Consider the following 16637-nt stretch of genomic DNA (forward strand, 5'->3'; position numbering starts at 1 on the left):
GCGTGCACGCCCCCTCCGGCACTCCCGGGCCTGTTACGAGGACTACGAGGCGTAGACCTCGAACTCCGACAGCTGGCCGGCGGGCCAGCCGCTGTTGGCGGTGAAGGTCAGGCGCAGGTGGCGCCTGCTGGTGGCCGGGAAGGTGATCGTGGCCGTGTTGCCGGTGGCCGGGTTGAAGGTGTACGCCGCCGAGCCGACGACGTTGGTGAAGTTCGTCCCGTCGGTGCTGCCGAGGACGGTGAGCGTCTGGGTGCGGGTGGCCCAGTCGGTGGCCGGGGGCAGCTTGAGCACTATCCGGCTGACGCTGACGGCGGACCCGAGGTCGACGGTGATCGACTGCGGGAAGGCGTTGTTGGCCGACTCCCAGTAGGTGCTCGCGTTGCCGTCGACGGCGTTGCCCGAGCCGTACACCTGCGAGTGGCTGGTCTCGGTGGTCGGCCTGCCCTGCGCCAGGTTGGTGGCAGGAGCGGTGCCGCCGGTGCCGGTGAGGGCGACGGTCAGCGGGCCGTTCGGGTCGTTGCTGGCCACGCTCAGGGTGCCCGTGCGGGTGCCCGTCGCGGTCGGGGTGAAGGTGACGTTGACCGTGCAGGACGCGCCGGCGGCCAGCGTGGCGCCGCAGGTCTTGGTCTGCGCGTAGTCACCGGTGGTGGCGACCGTGCCGAGCGTGGCCGATCCGGTGCCGTTGTTGGTGACCGTCACGGCCTGCGCCGGGCTGGTGGTGCCGACCGTCCTCGCGGCGAACGCGAGGCTGGCCGGGGAGGCCGCCAGTGACACGGTCGGGGCGGGGCCGCCGCCGCCGGGGAAGATCTGGAACTCGGCCATCTGCGCCGCGGGCCAGCCGGAGTTGGCGGTGAAGTTCAGCCGGACCTGCCGCGCGGTGGCGGTGGTCAGGGGGATGGTGACGGTGTTGCCGCTCGCGGGGTTGAAGGTGTAGGCGGCGGAGGCCTTCAGGGTCGTCCAGGTCGTGCCGTCGGTGCTGCCCTGGACGGACAGGGTCTGCGTCCTGGTCGCCCACGCCGCGGGCGGCGGGAGCTTGAGGGTGACAGAGCCGATGCTCTGCGCGCTGCCGAGGTCGGCCTGCAGCCACTGCGGGAAGGCGTTGCTGTTGGACTCCCAGTAGGTGCCGGTGTTGTCGTCGTTGGCGTTGCCGGGCGGGAACCCGCCGTTGGAGCTGCTCGCCGTCATCGTCGCGCCGAGGGCGAGGTTGGTGGTCGAGGTGATGCCGCTGCCGGAGAGGTTCACCGTCAGGGGGCTGTTCACGTCGTTGCTCGCCACCTTGACGGTGCCGGGCCGGCTGCCGGAGGCGGTCGGGGTGAAGGTGACGCTGACCGTGCAGGACGCGCCCGCGGCCAGCGAGCTGCCGCAGGTGGTGGTCTGGGCGTAGTCACCGGTGGTGGTGACGCCGCTCAGGGTCGCCGCCGCGGTGCCGCTGTTGGTGACGGTGACGGCCTGCGCCGGGCTGGTCGTGCCGGACTGCCGCGCCCCGAAGGACAGGCTGCCGGGGGAGGCGGTCAGCGCGACGCCGTTGGTGCCGCTTCCGGTGAGGCTGACGGTCACGGGACCGCCGGGGGCGCTGCTGGCGACCGTGAGCGTGCCGGTGCGGGTGCCGGTCGCGGTCGGCTTGAAGGTGACGTTGACCGTGCAGGACGCGCCCGCGGCAAGGGAGCTGCCGCAGTTGTTGGTCTGGGCGTAGTCGCCGCTGACGGTCACCGAGCCGATCGGGGCCGCCGTGGTGGCTCCGTTCGAGATGGTGACGGCCTGTGCGGGGCTGGTGCTGCCGACCTGGCGCGCCTCGAAGGAGACGAGGCCGGGGGAGCCGGACAGGCCGCCCGTGGTGCCGCCGCCGCCGGGGTAGATGTAGTTCGGGTCGGGCCAGGTGCCGGTGCAGGTGGTGGAGGTGGGGCTCCAGCCGGTGTTGCCCGTGCCGACGGTCGGTGTGAAGCTCGTGCCGACGCAGTTGTGGATGGCGACGCCCGCGCCGATGTGGTTGGCCTTGACGTTGGTGAACGTCGTCGTGGCCCCCGACTGCGCCTGGATCATGTACGTGCCGGTGCCGTCGATGTTGACGTTGTTGAAGTTGACGGTCTTGGTGCTGCCCTCGATGAAGTGGATGGCGGCGTACGAGCTGTCCAGGATGTCGGTGTCGGTGACGTTGATGGTCGCGTTCACCGGCTCGTTGAGCCCGCTGAACCAGATGGCGCCGACGCCGAAGTGCCAGTTGAAGTCGTTGTTGCCCGCACGGAGCAGGGTGTTGCGCGCGGCGGTGATCGTGCCGGCGACCGCGGTGCCCTGGCCGGAGTTGACGCCCGGGTAGCGGTTGGCGATGTGGATGCCGCCGCCGTTGGAGATCGTGTCGCTGACCACGTTGTCGGTGATCTTGATGTCCCTGCCGCCGTAGGTGACGATGTTGTTCGCCAGGATCGGCAGGATCACCGTGTTGTGCGTGAACGAGTCGTTGACGTTCGGCACCCGCTCCGGCCACATGGCCAGGCCGTCGTCGCCGGTGTTGCGCACGAAGGTGTTGGTCACCGTCGAGTTGGTCACGCCGGTGTGGAAGTTCACGCCGTCGGCGGTCTGGTCCAGGATGCGGCTGTTCTTGATGGTGAAGTTGTCCATCGGGCCGTCCATCCAGGCGCCGACCTTGGTGTGCTGCATCCAGACGTTGTCGACGACCGAGTCGGTCATCGCGCCGCCCATGGCGTTGACCTGGTCGTTGTCCTCACGCTCTGTGATCTCGCCGATGATGGCGAAGTCCTTGAGCGTGACGTTGCGGCTCGGGCCGCCGGCCTCCTGCGGCCGGATCTCGCCTCCGTAGCCGCCGCCCTGGACGTACTTGCCGTAGACGCCGACGCCCCGGTTGCGCTGGGTGGGGTGGCGCCCGGTCAGCACGCTGTACCAGGGGCCCGCTCCGGCCAGGGTCACGCCGTCCACGACGACGTGGTCCCACAGGGTGTAGGTGCCCTCGGGGATGTAGACGACCTTGCCCTGCGCCTTGCCGGCGTCCACCGCGGCCTGGAAGGCGGCCGTGGAGTCGGTGGTGCCGTTGCGCGCGGCGCCGAAGTCGTCGACCGACAGCGACCCGGCGGGCCGGGCGATCGGGCCGGGCACGACCTCGAAGTCCGCCAGGTCGACGGTGATCGGGATGCCGCCGTTGGACTGCACCCGGACCTTGGCGCCCGCGGCGAGCGTGGACCCGAACATGGTCCGCGTCTCGTCGTAGAAGTGGTGGGGGTTGGTGTCGCCGGGGTTGTTGTTGAACGGGTAGCCGCCGTAGTACCAGCCGTACCGCGAGGTAAGGGCGAGGTCCTTCAGGTGCGTGCCGTTGACCCGCAGGTCGGCGGTGGTGTTCTGGCCGGTTCCTGCGGCGTTGTCCGGCACGCTGTAGCGCAGCGACATCGCGTTGGCCGGTCTGGTGAGGGTGAATTCCACATACTGGCCGGACCCGCTGAGCGTCACCGCCCTGCGGCCCGACGCCTCGGAGGGGAGATGACCGTATATGCGGTCGGGGCCGATCACCTGGCCTGAGGTGACGGCGTCTTCTGCTTCGATCTCCGCGAAGGGCACGGTGGCGCCGCGTCCCGGGAAGTCGAACGGGGAGTCGGCTCGTGTGGCCGCCGAGGCGGAGGTGCCCGGCACGAAGGCCAGCCCTCCCGCCGTCAGCGCCACGACCGTGGCGATCGTCCAGGCCTTCAGCCTGCCGGACTTGTTCATCGACTGACCCTTCATCCAACGAAGAGCCGGACGCTTCGCGGCCAGTGACACAGACCGGTGGTGCCCGGGGGGTACCCACACCTTAAAATGACGAACAGATGTCTGCAAGATTTCAGCGGTTCCCTGCAATGTAACGACTACATTGCGCTGTTTCCGCTACGAGGCCGGTGGTGACCCCTGAGGGCGATCCGCGCACACCGGCGGCGGGTGCCCGAGACGGGTGAACTGGGCGTACTCAGCGTGATGTGATGCAGGTCACAGGGCTTCGTGAAATTTCCGGGGAGGGTGTCCCCGTTTGCACCTACGTTCGGGAAACGGGGAACAAGTCCCCGATTCGTACGGCAGGTGAACAGAAAGGGTTGCCGCCATGGGCACCGTGAACACGACCGCCGAGCGGAGCCACGGTCCCCGGATGCGGGCGGACGCGTCGCGCAACCGGGAGCGGATCGTGGCCGCCGCGCGCGAGGCGTTCGTGGAGTACGGCGCCGAGGTGACCCTCGACCAGATCGCGCGGCGGGCCGGGGTGGGCAACGCGACCATCTACCGGCACTTCACCGACCGCCCGGAGCTGATCCGCCAGGTGACCCTGGAGGTCATGGACCGCATAGTGGAGCTGGCCGAATCGGCGCTCGCCGAGGCGCCGGACGCGTTCGAGGCGCTTCGGCGTTTCGTGCACGGCGCGGCCGGCGAGCGGATCGGGGCCCTCTGCCCGATGCTGTCCGACGGTTGCGAGCCGATCGCCGCCGAGCTCGCCGAGAAACGCGTTCGCCTCGAAAGGGCCCTGGAGGACATCATGGAGCAGGCGCGCGACTCCGGCCTGCTCCGGTCCGACGTGGGCGCCGGTGACATCCTGATCGCACTGCCACAGCTCACCCGGCCGCTGCCGGGCACCACGTGCCTGCGTCTCGACAGGTTCGTGGAGCGTCATCTGCAGCTCTTCCTCGACGGCCTGCGCGCTCCCGCGCGGTCCACGCTGCCCGGAGCCCCCGCCACCTTCGAGGACCTCAAGGGACGCGGCTGACCAGGATCACGCCGACCGTCTGAGTCCCCCTACCACTGATCACTTCTCTTACGCCATTTTTCGCTTTCACCGATAGTGAGTTGACCCATGCCTGAAACGGCCCAGGTCCCCTTGGACCCCCGCCGCTGGAAAGCCCTCGCAATCATCGCCATAGCCCAGCTGATGGTCGTGCTCGACGCGACGATCGTGAACATCGCGCTTCCCTCCGCCCAGGCGGATCTCGGCATCTCCGACGCCAACCGCCAGTGGGTGATCACCGCCTACGCCCTGGCGTTCGGCGGGCTGCTGCTCTTCGGCGGCCGCATCGCGGACCTGTGGGGCCGCAAGCGTGCCTTCACCGCCGGCCTGATCGGCTTCGCGGGAGCCTCCGCGCTCGGCGGCGCGGCGGCCAACGAGGCCATGCTGCTCGGTGCCCGCGCGCTCCAGGGCGCGTTCGGCGCGCTGCTGGCCCCGGCCGCGTTGTCGCTGCTCGCGGTCATGTTCACCGAGTCACGGGAACGTGCCAAAGCGTTCGGCATCTACGGCGCCGTCGCGGGCGGCGGCGGTGCGGTCGGCCTGATCCTCGGAGGCTTCCTCACCGAGTACCTCGACTGGCGCTGGACCTTCTTCGTCAACATCCCCTTCGCCGCCGTCGCCGCGGCGGGCGCCTTCCTCCTCATCCGCGAGCCCGCCGGCACCCGCAACGGCAGCAGCCTCGACATCCCCGGCGTCGTCCTCGCCACCCTCGGCCTGGTCTCCCTGGTCTACGCCTTCACCCGCGCCCAGTCCGACGGCTGGACCGCGGGCGTCACCATCGGCCTGTTCGTCGCGGCCGTCGTGCTGCTCGCCGCCTTCGTGCTGGTCGAGACCAAGGTACGGGCGCCGCTGCTGCCGCTGCGCGTGCTGACCGACCGGAACCGCGCCGGCGTGTACCTGTCGCTCGGCCTGGCCACCATCGCGATGTTCGGACTGTTCCTCTTCCTCACCTACTACCTGCAGATCGTCAAGGGTTACACGCCGGTGCAGTCGGGGTTCGCCTTCCTGCCGATGGTCGCGGGCATGATCACCGGCTCGACGCAGATCGGCGCCCGCCTGATGACCCGCGTCTCACCGAGGCTGCTGATGGCACCGGGCTTCCTGCTCGCGGCGCTCGGCATGCTGATCCTCACCCAGATGGAGACCGACAGCTCGTACGTCGGCCTGGTGCTGCCCGCGCAGCTCCTGCTCGGCCTCGGCATGGGCACCGCGTTCATGCCGGCGATGAGCCTGGCCACCTACGGCGTCAAGCCGCGCGACGCGGGTGTGGCCTCTGCGATGGTCAACACCTCGCAGCAGGTCGGTGGCGCCATCGGCACCGCCCTGCTGAACACCATCGCCGCCGGCGCCGCCACCACCTGGGCCACCTCGCACGCCGCCGAGGCGCGCGGCCTCGGCACGGCCGCCTTCGCCAACCAGGCGGCGGTGCACGGCTATGCCGCGGCGATCTGGTGGGCCGTGGGCATCCTGGTGCTGTCCGCCGCCATCGTGCTCACGCTCGTCACCACCGGCCACCAGGGCGGCAACCCCGCCGCGTCCGCCGAGGGCGAGCAGGACGACACCCCAGCGATCCCGGTGCTCGCGCACTGATTCCACTGGCATATGGGAAGGGGCCCGGCATGAGCCGGGCCCCTTCTTCATGCCCGCCGCACGGGGTCGCGCGAAGGCTTCCGGTGTTACCGAAACGTTTCCGGCCGCTGTCTGGACGGCTTGTCGATCTGTGTCCTAACTTCGGTGATACGTATCACAAGTAATACGTATAGATGCTGATACGTATCACCGAAGGGAGGCGCGCCCATGAGCGAGCACCTACCGGGCAATCCGGCATCGGGGCGGCGCAGGCGGCCGCCGACGCAGGTCGACCTGGCGCGTCACGCGGGGGTTTCCCAGGCCACGGTCTCGCAGGTCATCAACGAGACGCCGGAGCGACCTGCCAGGCTGAGCCCCGAGACCCGGGCCAGGGTGCTCGACGCCGTGCGGGAGCTCGGCTACCGGGTCAACGCCGCCGCGCGCAGCCTCAAGGGCGCGCGGAACCAGCTGCTCGGGCTCTTCACGTTCGAGGCGGTCTTCCCGACCGACCAGCGCGACTTCTACTTCCCCTTCCTCCTCGGCGTCGAGGAGGAGGTGGCCGACCAGGGCTACGACCTGGTGCTCTTCAGCTCGGCGGGCGCTTCGGGACCTCGCAGGATCTACGTCGACGGCGTCAACCGGCTGAAGCTGGCCGACGGCGCCGTGCTCCTCGGGCGGCACGTGCGCAGGGCCGAGCTGGCCGAGCTCGTACGGGAGGACTACCCGTTCGTCTTCATCGGGCGCAGGGCAGTGCCCGGCGCGCAACTGTCGTACGTGGCCGCCGACTACGCCTCCGCCACCCGTGACCTGGTGTGCCGCCTCGCCGAGCTCGGCCACCGGCGCATCCTGTTCGCCCGGGAACGCGGCGGCGCCGAGCCCACGCGCGACCGCGAGCGCGGCTACCGGCAGGGCCTCAAGGCGTCCGGCCTGGGCGCGGACGCCGCCGTCGTCCACCGGCTGCCCGCGTCAGGCGCCGTCACCGAGGCCGACCTGCGGGCGTGGGCCGACAGCGGAGTGACGGCGATCGTCGCCGAGCCGAGCGAGGACGACTCCGTCGCCGCCGGCATAGAGGCGGCCGCGGCGGCGGCCGGGCTGTCGATTCCGGACGACCTGTCGGTCGCCCTGCTCGGCGACCCGTCCCTCGCCGGCAGGGCGCACGACTGGACCAGGTTCGCCATCCCCCGGCCGGAGATGGGGCGGCAGGCCGTACGCCTGCTGATCCAGCTCCTCGACGCCGACGACGGCGAGGCACGGCAGGTGCTGCTGGACTGCGTCCAGATCCCCGGCCAGACGGTCGCGGCTCCGCGACGCCCGGGAGGACGGCGGTGAGCTCCCTCGTCACCCGCCGCCTGGCCGTCGGCGTCTTCGTGCTGTGGGGCGCGGTGACGCTGATGTTCACCCTGATCCGGCTGGCGCCCGGCGACCCCGCCTCGCTCCTGCTGGGGCCGGACGCGGGCGCGGACGAGGTCGCGGCGCTGCGGGAGCGCATGGGGCTCGACCAGGGTCTGGTGGCGCAGTACCTGTCGTACCTGGGCCGGCTCGCGCACCTGGACTTCGGGCAGTCGTACCGGTTCGGCATGCCCGCCATGGACGTCGTGCTGGACCGCGTCCAGGCGACCGCCGAGCTGACGGTGGCCGCCACCCTGATCGCCACGGTCGCCGGCCTCGCGCTCGGGATGCTCGCGGGCTACCGCCCGAACAGCCGTCTCGACCGGCTGGTCTCCGCCATCACGATCCTGCTGCAGGGCATGCCGACCTTCTGGGCCGGCATCATGCTGGTGCTGCTGTTCACCGCGACGCTCGGCCTGCTGCCCAGCTCGGGGGTCGGGTCGCCGCAGCACCTGATCCTGCCCTCGGTCACCCTCGCGCTGCCGTTCACCGCCATCGTCGCGCGCATCACCCGTACGAGCGTCGCCGACGCGATGCAGGAGCCGTACATCCAGACGGCCCGGTCGAAGGGGCTGACCAGCGCGCAGGCCCTCACCGGGCACGCGCTGCGCAACTCGCTGGTCCCTGTGGTCACCATCATCGGCCTGCAGATGGGCGCGCTGCTCGGCGGCGCGGTCATCGTCGAGAACGTCTTCGCGTGGCCCGGCCTCGGCTCGCTGGTGGTCGAGTCTGTGAGCACCCGTGACTACGCCGTCGTCCAGGCGGCCGCGCTGCTCGTCGCGGGCATCGTCGTCGTGCTCAACCTGCTGGCCGACCTGTCGTACGCCCTCCTGGACCCGCGCATCCGCACCGGAGCGAGATCATGACGAGCGCCCTCACCAAGCCGTCACCCGGCCTGCCCGCGACCCCGGCCCGCACGGTGAGGCCCAGGCGCGGCGGGTGGGTGCGCTGGATCCCCGCCGTGATCGTCGGTCTCTACGCGGCCGTCGCGCTGGCCGGTCCGCTGCTGGTCGGCTACGACCCGGTGGCCACGTCCCTGGCCGACCGGCTCCTCGGGCCCGGCTCGGTGACCGGCCACGGCACGACCGCCTGGCTCGGCACCGACCCGCTCGGCCGCGACGTGCTCGGCCAGGTGATCCACGGGGCCCGGACCTCGGTGCTCATCGGCGCCCTGACCGTGGCGCTGTCCGCCGTCGTCGGGGTCACCGTCGGGGTCGTCGCCGGCTACACGGGCGGCCTCGTCGACGCGCTGCTCAGCCGGTCGGTGGACGTGCTGCTGGCGTTCCCCGGCATCGTGCTGGCCATCGTCGTCGCCGGCCTGTTCAGCCGGAGCGTCGCGGTCGTCGTGGTGGCGCTCGCCCTCACCGGGTGGATCTCGTTCGCCCGGCTGTCGCGCGGCTCGGCCCTGGCCCTGCGCGACCGCGAGTGGGTGGCGGCGGCCCGGGTCATGGGACTGCCGCGGCGCACGATCATGACCCGCCACGTCCTTCCCTTCGTCGTCGGGCCGGTGGTCGCCCTGACCACCATCGAGTTCGGCCTCGTCGTGCTCGCCGAGGCCGGGCTGAGCTTCCTCGGCATCGGCCTTCCGCCCTCGTCGGTCTCGTGGGGCCAGACGATCGCGACCGGCAAGGAGTACCTGTCCACCGCCTGGTGGATCTCGCTGTTCCCCGGGCTCGCGCTGGCGCTCCTGGTCGTGAGCGTCGGCCTGCTGGGCGACCAGTTCAACGCCTTCTTCCGGACCGGCGCCCGCCGTGGCGCCCCCAGCTTCACCCTCACCACCGCGAGCGGCCGCGCTCACGGCCCCCGTAAGGAGTAACCGATGGCAGTGCGCCGACGCGCGCAGGCGACCCTCGCAGTGGTCGTCGCGTTGAGCCTTTCCGCCGCATGTTCCACCACGTCCACCCCCGAGGCCGGAGCCGGTGGCGGCACGCTGACCGTCGCGAGCCCGTACCCCACCGAGGCGCTCGACCCGCACGGCGCCGCGGGCGCCGCCACCGGCACGCAGATCGCCGGCCAGGCCATCTACAGCCGGCTGGTGCGGGCGTCCACCAGCGGTGAGCTCGTCGGCGACCTCGCGACGAAGTGGCAGCCCAACGCCGACGCCACGGAGTGGACCTTCGCGCTGCGTGGCGGCGCGGCGTTCTCCGACGGGTCCGCGCTGGACTCCGAGGACGTCGTCGCGTCCTTCAACCGGATGATCGACCTCAAGGGGCCCAACGCGGGCAACTTCCCCGGGGTGAGCGTCAAGGCGAGCGGGCCGGACACCGTCGTGTTCACGGTGGCCGCTCCCGAGCCCGCGCTGCCCGGCAAGCTCACGCTCTTCTTCATCACCCCCTCCGGCGTCGCCGACACCTCGTTCGCCAAGCCCGTCGGCTCGGGGCCGTTCGTGGTCGACCGGTTCACGCCGGGTCAGGTCGTCGAGCTCGTCCCGAACACGCGGTACTACGGCAGCGTCCCGAAGGTGGGCCGGCTGGTGCTCCGGGTCATCCCGGAGATCTCCGCGCGGATGACCGCCCTGCGCACCGGCGAGATCCAGGCCACCTGGGGCATCCCGGACGACCAGCTCGGCCAGCTCTCGGGCGACGGGAACGTCACCGTGAAGACGGTCCCCGCCACGTCGGTGTACACCATGTGGTTCAACTCGTCGCGGCCCGCGCTGGAACGGCCCGAGGTGCGCCGCGCGCTGTGGCAGGCGGTCGACTTCGAGGCCATCATCAAGGCGCTGTACCCGCAGACCGGTGAGCCGTCCAAGTCCGTCGTCGCCCCCTCCGTGCTCGGCTACGCGCCGCAGGACCCGGTGCGGTACGACCCGGACGCCGCTCGCGCGGCGCTGAAGGCCGCCGGGTTCGACTTCGCGAAGCCGCTCAAGCTGCAGTTCAGCGGCGCGGAGTTCCGCCAGTTCACCCAGGCGGTCGCCGCCGACCTGGCGAAGATCGGCGTCAAGGCGGAGCCGGCCGAGAAGGAGAGCGCTGTCTTCCTCAAGGACCTGCTCGCCATGAACTGGGACATCAACTTCCAGTCGCTGTCGACGCCGACGTTCGACGCGGCGACCAACCTCGGGCGGCTGTACACCTGCGCGGCCAAGCGCAACGGCTACTGCAATCCCGAGCTCGACCGCGTACTCGGCGGGGCGGGCTCCACCAGCGACGTCGGCGAGCGCAAGGCCCTGTACGCCAAGGCGGCGCAGATCATCTGGTCCGACGCGGTCGGCATGTACCCGATGTCGCTGAAGATCGCCTACGCCTGGCGGTCGAATGTGCACGGCCTTGAGCCCAGCCCCAGCTACCTGCCGGACTTCTCCACCGTGACGCTTTCATGAGCTCGCCCGCGAGCGTGCCCCTGATGCCCGGGGCGGCGCCGGCCGAGCCGGGGGACCTGCTGCGGGTGGAGCGCCTCAGCGTGTTCCTCCCGGCTGGGGGGAACGCGGCTCCGATCCTCGACGACGTGACCTTCACCGTCCGGTCCGGCCGTACCACCGGCCTCATCGGCGAGTCGGGCAGCGGCAAGACGATGCTCGCGATGGCGGTCATCGGCCTGCTGCCGCCGAGGGCGGCCACGACCGGGAGCATCCGCCTGCGACAGGAGGACCTGCTCGCCGCCGGCGACCGCCGGCGCAGGCAGGTGCGCGGCAGCGAGATCTCCATGATCTTCCAGGACCCCGTGTCCGCGCTCAACCCGAGCCAGCGCATCGGCCGCCAGGTCGGCGAGTTCCTGCGGCGCAACGGCGCGTCCCGCCGCCGGGCGGCGAGGGCGGCGGTCGAGCTGCTGAGCCTCGCGGGCATCCCGGACGCGGGCAGGCGGGCACGTGACTACCCGCACCAGTTCTCGGGCGGCATGCGGCAGCGGGCGATGATCGCGCTGGCGCTGGCCGGCGAGCCGTCGCTGGTGCTCGCGGACGAGCCGACCACCGCGCTGGACGTCACCGTGCAGGCCCGCATCCTGCGGCTGCTGCGCACCCTGCAGGACGAGCGCCACATGTCCATGCTGCTGGTCAGCCATGACCTGCGGGTCATGTCCCATGTGTCGCACGACCTGGTGGTGCTCTACGCCGGCCGGGTCTGTGAGCGCGGCCCCACGCGCGAGCTCCTGCGCGCGCCACGGCATCCGTACACCAAGGCGCTGGCCGCCAGCGTGCCGGCGGTGCGGGCCACGAGCCCGCTCGTCGCCCCGCTGCCCGGCGCGCCCGCCAGTCCGCTGGCCCGGCCCGGCGGGTGCGCCTTCCACCCGCGCTGCCCGATGGCGCGCGAGCGCTGCGCGACCGAGGTGCCGGCCGTGCGAGAGGTCGCGCCGGGCCGCTGGAGCGCCTGCCACTTCGCCGAGGAGGTCGCGGCGTGACACCCCTGTGGGCGTCCTCTGACCCCTTGCTGGAGGTGCGGGGCCTGCGGGCCGCCTTCGGGCGGGCGCGGCGGCCCTGGCGTCCGAACGGCACCAGGGTCGAGGCTGTGGCGGGCGTCGACCTGCGAATAGGCAGGAACGAGACGCTGGCGCTGGTCGGCGAGTCCGGCTCGGGGAAGACGACGGTGGCCCGGTGCGTCGTCGGCCTCACCCGGCCGAGCGCCGGTGGGCTCACCTTCGACGGCCGGCGGCTGGAGGCCCGCCGGCCGCCCGCGCTGCGCCGTTCGATCCAGATGGTGTTCCAGGACCCCAGGTCGTCGCTGAACCCCCGGCTGACCGTGGGGCGGATCGTCGCCGAGGGCTGGGAGGCGCACCCCTCGGCGGCGCCGGACGGAGACCGCGCCGCCGCGGTCCGCACCCTGCTCGACCAGGTCGGCCTGGACGCCACCGTCATCGGCCGGCGCCCCGCCGAGCTGTCGGGCGGGCAGTGCCAGCGGGTCAGCATCGCCAGGGCGCTGGCGCTGAGGCCGAGGCTGCTGGTCTGCGACGAGGCGGTGTCGGCGCTGGACGTCTCGGTGCAGGCGCAGATCCTGCGGCTGCTCGTGGACCTGCGGGAACGCCACGACCTGTCCATCCTGTTCATCACCCACGACCTCGGCGTCGTGCGGCAGATCGCCCACCGGGTGGCGGTCATGCGGCGCGGAGAGCTGGTCGAGACCGGGGACACCGAAACGCTGTTCGCCGAACCCCGGCACCCGTACACCAGGGAGCTGCTCGACGCGGCTCTCGACATCGAAGGAGCGGAGGGCTGATGGCCGCCACCATTCCCGAGCCGAGGGGGTGGAACACCTGGGACGTCGAGCACCACACCGCCTGGGTGCACCTGCCCACCGGCCTGCGCGCCCGGTTCGCGCTCCGCTCCCCGCGGGGAGAGGTCTTCGACGCGTTCACCTGGCGCTGCGGCCTGGTCCGGCTCGGCCACCACACGCCGGACGGCGGGTACTGCGCCGTCACCGTCCACGCCCACGGCACCGAGCTGCGTCTCCAGGCGCGCGGCGGCGACGACGAGCTGGACGTCCTCGCGGACCGGGGCCCGGGCGCGGCGGAACTCGTCCTCCTCCTCGACGAGGCCCCGGGGTTCGGCGGCGCCGCCGTCGCCGTCCGCGACGAGCCGGGCAAGGGCATCGTCGTGGAGCACGGCGGCGGCGTCTGGCTGCTGGAGTGCTCTTCCGCGCCCGGCGTGCTCCCCGAGGGCCTGGTGTTCCGCGGCGACGCCGCCGAGATCCGCCTGAGCAGGACGGGCGCCGCCGGGAGCGTACGCGCCCGGGTCGGCCGGGCGATGGAGGAGGCCGACGCGGCCCGCCTGCGCACCTCCGGCTGGCTGGGGGACGCCGGCGACGCCATGACCCGGGCGCTGACCTGGAACACCATCTTCGTCCCCGACCTCGGCAGGGTGCTCACGCCGACCTCGCGGGACTTCGTCTGCCGCGCGAGGGAGGGGTTCTACGGCAAGTGGGCGCTGCACACGTGGGACACGTTCTTCACCGGGCTCGTCGCCGCGTGGGCCGATCCCGCCTACGCCGAGGGGATCTTCGCGCAGATCCTGGACCAGGCGGGCGCGGACGGCATGCTGCCGAACCGCGTCAGCGACGACCTCGGGCGCACCGACGACCGTTCCCAGCCCCCGGTGGGCGCCTACACCGTGCTGAAGGCCTACCTCGGCAGCGGCCTGTCCGGCGAGTCCCGCCGCCGCGAGCTGCTCCAGCGGGCGTACCCGGTGCTGCGGGACTGGCACGCCTGGTGGGCGTCCGCCCGGCGCGGCCCGCACGGGCTGCTGGCCTGGGGGTCCGACCCGGTCGAAGGCGACCCGGGGTCGGCCACGATCGACCGGGCGCGCAGGGAGTCCGGGCTGGACGACTCTCCGATGTACGACGACGCGGTGCTCGACGAGGCCACGCACACCATGAACCTGGCCGACGCCGGGCTCAACGCCCTGTACGTCGCCGACGCGGAGGCGCTGGCCCGGATCGCGGGACTCCTCGGCCACGCGGAGGCGGCCGAGACGCTCGCGCGGGACGGCGACCGCCTCGCGGAGCGCACCCGCGACCTGCTCTGGGACACCGAGCGCGGCCGGTACGGCAACCGGTGGGCGGACGGCCGCTTCTCCGGGCACACCTCGCCGACGCTGCTGTACCCGCTGCTGGCGGGCCTGCCCGACCCGGAGCGGGCCGAGGCGCTGGTGAACGACCTGCTGTCGCCCGGCACGCTCGGCGGCGACCCGCCGCTGCCCAGCACCGCCCGCGACGACCCCGGGTTCAGCACCCGCTACTGGCGGGGCCGGGTGTGGGCGCCCATGGCGTTCCTGGCAGTCGAGGGGCTGCGCCGGTACGGGCTCGACGGGCACAGCGGGCCGATCGTCGACGCACTGCTCCGGCTGTTCCTCCGCGAGTGGACCGAGCACAGCCACGTCCGGGAGAACTACCCGATCGTGCCGGGGGAGGACGTGCGGGCGCTCGAGGCCCGTTCCGACGGGCTGATGGGCTGGGGAGGCCTGCTCGGCTACCTGGCCGTCCAGGAGCTCGCCGACCCCCGGCCGGAGGGGTGGCGGTTCGCCCACCCCGGCAGGCACGCGTCGGTCGAAGGCCTCGCGCTGTCGGAGGGCCGCCTCGCCGTACGGGCCGGGGACCGGCTCGCCGTCGAGCTCGACGGCCGCCCGCTGCTCGACCTGCCCGCCGGTGCCGAGGTGACGGGGTACGAGCGTGCCTCCCGCCGCGTGCGGGGGGTGGTCACGCTCCCTGAGCCGGGCGACTTCCTCGCCGGGGTCCCGTCGGACGCCGCTCCGGGCGTGGTGGTCGAGGTACGGGTGGGCGACGCCGCATGGCGGGCGGGGGCCGACGCCCGGGGACTGGTGCGCCTCGGCGTGCCGAGCCCGGAGGCCACCGCGTTCAGTCTGAGTATTCGATCATGAGGAGTGATGGGCGAGTGGCCGGCCAAACGGCTGTGTGGAGTGACGTCCTGGTGGTGGGCGGCGGGCTGGGCGGCGTCGCCGCGGCGCTGGCGGCGCTGCGGCGCGGGCGGCGCGTGCTGCTCTCGGAAGAGACCGACTGGCTCGGCGGGCAGCTCACCAGCCAGGGAGTGCCGCCGGACGAGCACCCCTGGATCGAGCAGTTCGGCGCCACCCGGTCCTACCGGGCGCTGCGCGAGTCCATCAGGGACCACTACCGCGCCTGGTACCCGCTCACCCCGGACGCCCGCGCGCTGCCCGACCTCAACCCGGGCCTCGGCAGGGTGAGCAGGCTCTGCCACGAGCCGAGGGTCGCGGCGGCCGTGCTGGAGGCGATGGTGGGCCGCCACCTCGCCGCGGGCCGGCTGCGGATCCTCTACCGGCACCGCCCCGTCGCCGCGGAGGTGGACGGCGACCGGATCAGCGGCGTGTCCCTCGAAGGACCGGACGGCGAGGTGGTCCACGCCACCGCCCCGTACATCCTGGACGCGACCGAACTGGGCGACCTGCTGCCGCTCGCGAACGTCGAGCACGTGACCGGCTTCGAGTCCAGGTCCGACACCGGCGAGCCGAGCGCTCCTGTGGTCGCGCAGCCGGACAACATGCAGGCGTTCTCCTGGACGTTCGCGATCGAGCACCGCGAGGGGGAGGACCACACCATCGACCGGCCGGACCAGTACGGCTTCTGGCGGGACTACCGGCCGCCGTTCTGGCCGGACCGTCTGCTCAGCCTGGTCGCCCCGGACCCCCGGACGCTGGCGCCGATCGGCCGCACCTTCGTGCCCCACGCGCCCACCGGGCCGGTGACCGCCGACCAGAGCCTCGACGCGGGCGACCGCGATCTGTGGGTCTTCCGGCGCATCCTGGCCAGGGAGCTGTTCGAGCCCGGCGCCCTGGACAGCGACGTCGTCACCGTCAATTGGCCGATGATCGACTACCTCCCCGGCCCGCTGATCGGGGTGTCCGGCGCGGAGCGGGACAAGCACCTCGACGGGGCGCGGCAGCTCTCGCTGAGCATGCTCTACTGGCTGCAGACCGAGGCCCCGAGGCCCGACGGCGGCACGGGATGGCCGGGCCTGCGCCTGCGCCCCGACGTCATGGGCACCGCCGACGGGCTGGCCAAGGCGCCGTACATCCGCGAGTCGCGGCGGATCCGCGCCCGGCGCACCGTCGTCGAGCAGGACCTCTCCCTGGCGGTCCGAGGCGAGCACGGCGCGGTGTCCTACGCGGACTCGGTCGGCGTCGGCATGTACCGCATCGACCTGCATCCCTCCACGGGAGGCGACAACTACATCGACGTCGGAAGCTGCCCGTTCCAGATCCCGCTCGGGGCGCTGCTGCCGGTGCGCGTGCGCAACCTGCTCGCCGCCGGGAAGAACATCGGCACCACGCACATCACCAACGGCTGCTACCGGCTGCACCCGGTCGAGTGGAACGCGGGGGAGGTCGCCGGAGCCCTGGCGGCGCACTGCCTGGAACACCGGCTGGAACCCGGCCAGGTGTACGAGGACACCGCGGCCCTCGAACGGTTCCGGGCCGAGCTGGTCAGGGACGGCGTCGAGCTGTCCTGGCCCCAGGTAAGGGGGTACTAGC

Annotated in this window: 11 protein-coding genes; 10 read left to right on the forward strand and 1 reads right to left on the reverse strand. The window is 72.3% G+C overall.

Annotation, left to right across the window (positions count from 1 at the left end):
- Positions 1–42 precede the first annotated feature (42 nt).
- Positions 43–3711 (reverse strand): choice-of-anchor D domain-containing protein, encoded by a 3669-nt coding sequence (locus OG589_RS11795; RefSeq protein ID WP_405148623.1) that lies wholly within the window; start codon positions 3709–3711, stop codon positions 43–45.
- A 367-nt stretch (positions 3712–4078) separates the two neighbouring features.
- Here OG589_RS11795 and OG589_RS11800 point away from each other — a divergent pair, with 367 nt between their 5' ends.
- The 10 genes from OG589_RS11800 to OG589_RS11845 all read left to right on the forward strand — a co-directional run bounded on the left by OG589_RS11800 (position 4079) and on the right by OG589_RS11845 (position 16636).
- Complete coding sequence (locus tag OG589_RS11800; protein WP_405148624.1) at positions 4079–4732, forward strand: TetR/AcrR family transcriptional regulator; 654 nt, start codon at positions 4079–4081, stop codon at positions 4730–4732.
- Between the two features lie 87 nt (positions 4733–4819).
- Positions 4820–6337 carry an MFS transporter gene (locus OG589_RS11805; RefSeq protein WP_405148625.1) on the forward strand — a complete coding sequence of 506 codons (1518 nt, stop codon included), beginning with the start codon at positions 4820–4822 and terminating at the stop codon, positions 6335–6337.
- 207 nt (positions 6338–6544) lie between these two features.
- Positions 6545–7645 (forward strand): LacI family DNA-binding transcriptional regulator, encoded by a 1101-nt coding sequence (locus OG589_RS11810; protein ID WP_405148627.1) that lies wholly within the window; start codon positions 6545–6547, stop codon positions 7643–7645.
- Positions 7642–8571, forward strand: a complete 930-nt coding sequence (locus OG589_RS11815) for an ABC transporter permease (protein ID WP_405148629.1) — start codon at positions 7642–7644, stop codon at positions 8569–8571. Before OG589_RS11810 ends, OG589_RS11815 begins: the two co-directional genes overlap by 4 nt.
- Positions 8568–9521, forward strand: coding sequence for an ABC transporter permease (locus tag OG589_RS11820; RefSeq protein WP_405148630.1), 954 nt, complete (start codon positions 8568–8570; stop codon positions 9519–9521). Before OG589_RS11815 ends, OG589_RS11820 begins: the two co-directional genes overlap by 4 nt.
- A 3-nt stretch (positions 9522–9524) precedes the next feature.
- The gene (locus tag OG589_RS11825; RefSeq protein ID WP_405148632.1) at positions 9525–11024 is read left to right on the forward strand and encodes an ABC transporter substrate-binding protein; all 1500 of its coding nucleotides are present in this window, start codon (positions 9525–9527) and stop codon (positions 11022–11024) included.
- Positions 11021–12040, forward strand: coding sequence for an ABC transporter ATP-binding protein (locus OG589_RS11830; RefSeq protein WP_405148633.1), 1020 nt, complete (start codon positions 11021–11023; stop codon positions 12038–12040). The genes OG589_RS11825 and OG589_RS11830 overlap by 4 nt, the downstream gene beginning before the upstream one ends.
- On the forward strand, positions 12037–12852 hold the full coding sequence (locus OG589_RS11835; RefSeq protein WP_405148635.1) for an ATP-binding cassette domain-containing protein: 816 nt from the start codon (positions 12037–12039) through the stop codon (positions 12850–12852). Before OG589_RS11830 ends, OG589_RS11835 begins: the two co-directional genes overlap by 4 nt.
- The gene (locus OG589_RS11840) at positions 12852–15008 is read left to right on the forward strand and encodes an amylo-alpha-1,6-glucosidase (RefSeq protein WP_405148636.1); all 2157 of its coding nucleotides are present in this window, start codon (positions 12852–12854) and stop codon (positions 15006–15008) included. Before OG589_RS11835 ends, OG589_RS11840 begins: the two co-directional genes overlap by 1 nt.
- 14 nt (positions 15009–15022) lie before the next feature.
- Entirely contained in the window at positions 15023–16636 is a 1614-nt protein-coding gene (locus tag OG589_RS11845) for an FAD-dependent oxidoreductase (protein WP_405148638.1), read from the forward strand.
- Position 16637: the final 1 nt, after the last annotated feature.

The organism is Sphaerisporangium sp. NBC_01403 (assembly GCF_045040145.1).
Classification (GTDB): domain Bacteria; phylum Actinomycetota; class Actinomycetes; order Streptosporangiales; family Streptosporangiaceae; genus Sphaerisporangium; species Sphaerisporangium viridialbum.

What these genes read in the sequence shown, in the direction of transcription:
- OG589_RS11820 (WP_405148630.1), top strand. Translation starts at nt 8,568, where the DNA reads ATGACGAGCGCCCTCACCAAGCCGTCACCCGGCCTGCCCGCGACCCCG.
- OG589_RS11840 (WP_405148636.1), top strand. Translation starts at nt 12,852, where the DNA reads ATGGCCGCCACCATTCCCGAGCCGAGGGGGTGGAACACCTGGGACGTC.
- OG589_RS11805 (WP_405148625.1), top strand. Translation starts at nt 4,820, where the DNA reads ATGCCTGAAACGGCCCAGGTCCCCTTGGACCCCCGCCGCTGGAAAGCC.
- OG589_RS11830 (WP_405148633.1), top strand. Translation starts at nt 11,021, where the DNA reads ATGAGCTCGCCCGCGAGCGTGCCCCTGATGCCCGGGGCGGCGCCGGCC.
- OG589_RS11825 (WP_405148632.1), top strand. Translation starts at nt 9,525, where the DNA reads ATGGCAGTGCGCCGACGCGCGCAGGCGACCCTCGCAGTGGTCGTCGCG.
- OG589_RS11810 (WP_405148627.1), top strand. Translation starts at nt 6,545, where the DNA reads ATGAGCGAGCACCTACCGGGCAATCCGGCATCGGGGCGGCGCAGGCGG.
- OG589_RS11800 (WP_405148624.1), top strand. Translation starts at nt 4,079, where the DNA reads ATGGGCACCGTGAACACGACCGCCGAGCGGAGCCACGGTCCCCGGATG.
- OG589_RS11795 (WP_405148623.1), bottom strand. Translation starts at nt 3,711, where the DNA reads ATGAACAAGTCCGGCAGGCTGAAGGCCTGGACGATCGCCACGGTCGTG.